The 1,646-nt window shown below is 35.7% G+C and carries 3 protein-coding genes and 1 pseudogene; 3 read left to right on the top strand and 1 reads right to left on the bottom strand.

The features are described from left to right. The 3 genes and pseudogenes from ACFIJJ_RS09665 to ACFIJJ_RS09675 all read left to right on the top strand — a co-directional run. Positions 1–114, top strand: a pseudogene (locus tag ACFIJJ_RS09665) (single-stranded DNA-binding protein); the annotation flags it as partial. A 14-nt stretch (positions 115–128) separates the two neighbouring features. After that, positions 129–467, top strand: coding sequence for a hypothetical protein (locus ACFIJJ_RS09670; protein ID WP_375646793.1), 339 nt, complete (start codon positions 129–131; stop codon positions 465–467). Beyond that, a complete protein-coding gene (locus ACFIJJ_RS09675) occupies positions 454–993 on the top strand; it encodes a hypothetical protein (RefSeq protein WP_375646795.1) in 540 nt (179 codons plus the stop codon). Before ACFIJJ_RS09670 ends, ACFIJJ_RS09675 begins: the two co-directional genes overlap by 14 nt. Here ACFIJJ_RS09675 and ACFIJJ_RS09680 read toward each other — a convergent pair. After that, positions 974–1,504, bottom strand: a complete 531-nt coding sequence (locus ACFIJJ_RS09680; RefSeq protein WP_026500633.1) for a hypothetical protein — start codon at positions 1,502–1,504, stop codon at positions 974–976. The two genes, ACFIJJ_RS09675 and ACFIJJ_RS09680, sit on opposite strands and share 20 nt — an antisense overlap. Positions 1,505–1,646: the final 142 nt, after the last annotated feature.

Genomic DNA, 1,646 nt, shown 5'->3' on the forward strand with positions numbered 1-1,646 from the left:
CTTTTAGATGGCAAAAATGATGATAATCAAGATCAGTCATCTGCTTATGACAGAAGCATTTACAGACCTCTTGATACGCCCCATACCGTTATGAATGACAGTGTTCCTTTTTAATAGAGGGTATTTAAATGTCTGATAAGCCGCCGCTCCATACCTTTAGTGCAATCTGTAAATCTAAGCCAGTTTATAACTATACTATTACAGATCAGGAGATAAAATCATTACAACATAATAATAAGATTGAGACATTCTGTAATATATCAGCAGGCTTTCTAATTGTAATGATGGTCATTATCTTCGTGTGGATGATGAATGATGATGATGATTGGAAAAAAATTCCAGCCTTTTGTATAGGCGGCGTGTTGCTAATACTTGTAGCGTCTTTGGATGCAAAAATAAATTTAAATTCAAAGGAAATTTGGGAAAACGTTAAACAGGTGTCTGAGGTTATCTGTGAAAAAAAATAAAAAAAGGGGACGCCCTAAAATAGCAGGGCAGGTAAGAGAACCAAACGGACGTATATCACGTGCAAAAGCACCGCGTGAAGCCGTTGATAAATTGGCAATAGAAATGCGTGCAAAACGCTTCGGTTTAACGCTACAAGAGGCAAAAAATCCACTTTCTGGTACCTATATAGGGCGGCTTTGTTTAAAAGGCGTGATTACTCAAGAGCAATACGACACCGCCCAGCAATATCTACAGATAAGGAATAATTACCTTTGCGCAAAAGGCTTGCCTAATGCAATTTATGACGAAATGCCATCATCATCTGATGATAAGGCAAGAGATAAATGGGTAGAATTTGCAACAGAGCAGTTTATAAACACGCAAGAGGCACTAAAAGAAGCCCAATGCCTCTATAGACAATATAACCTTTATGCAGCGCTACAGTATCTCGTTATAGAAGATCAAATGCTACCACACCTTGTGAATTCATTACGTGTTGCTCTTAATGTGCTTCATAAGTATGCAATTATTCATAAAAATAAATAAGCATATCATTTACTATTTCAATTTCATGATCTAGCCTTTTAACTTTTTCTTTTTGTGTAGCAATAGTCTTTCGAACATCGGTAATGATATCGAGGAGTTGTGATACCTTTTCATGTTGCTTATTTCGTTTTGCTCTATCTAAATGCTGCATTTGCTCTATTTCGAATTGCATATTGCTTATCACGGCACGCGATACACTATTTCGGTTTATGACTAGACGACGCCATTGCTCTATAGTTTTTATATGTTGCTTAGCTAGTCGTGCTGGTAGCGACAAAGTTTTTTCTACGTATTTATCGTGTATCCATTGAGCGTTGTAACACCTTTGTTCCCACCAATTGTAATTTTTATACAGATAATCACTGCGTGCTCTCTCTAGTCTTACTACTTCTTTTGAACAGCAGAATTCATCTAAATTATCATCAGCGTATCCGTTTGAAGGGAATATAAGATAGGTTGTAAAAAGTGCGATAATTAATACGCTTCTAAATAAAGATTTTTTTATAAACATCACTTCTACCTTAATATGTCTACCTTAATATGCACTTTATCTGTTTAACTGATTCCTTTTGAAATTATCAATATGTGTTATTTTTATGTTGACAAAGTGTAGCAAATCGTATTTAATGACAGCACTGTACTTGGTCGTATTG

It is taken from the genome of Bartonella sp. TT29SHDZB (assembly GCF_042193395.1).
In the GTDB taxonomy this organism is placed as follows: domain Bacteria; phylum Pseudomonadota; class Alphaproteobacteria; order Rhizobiales; family Rhizobiaceae; genus Bartonella.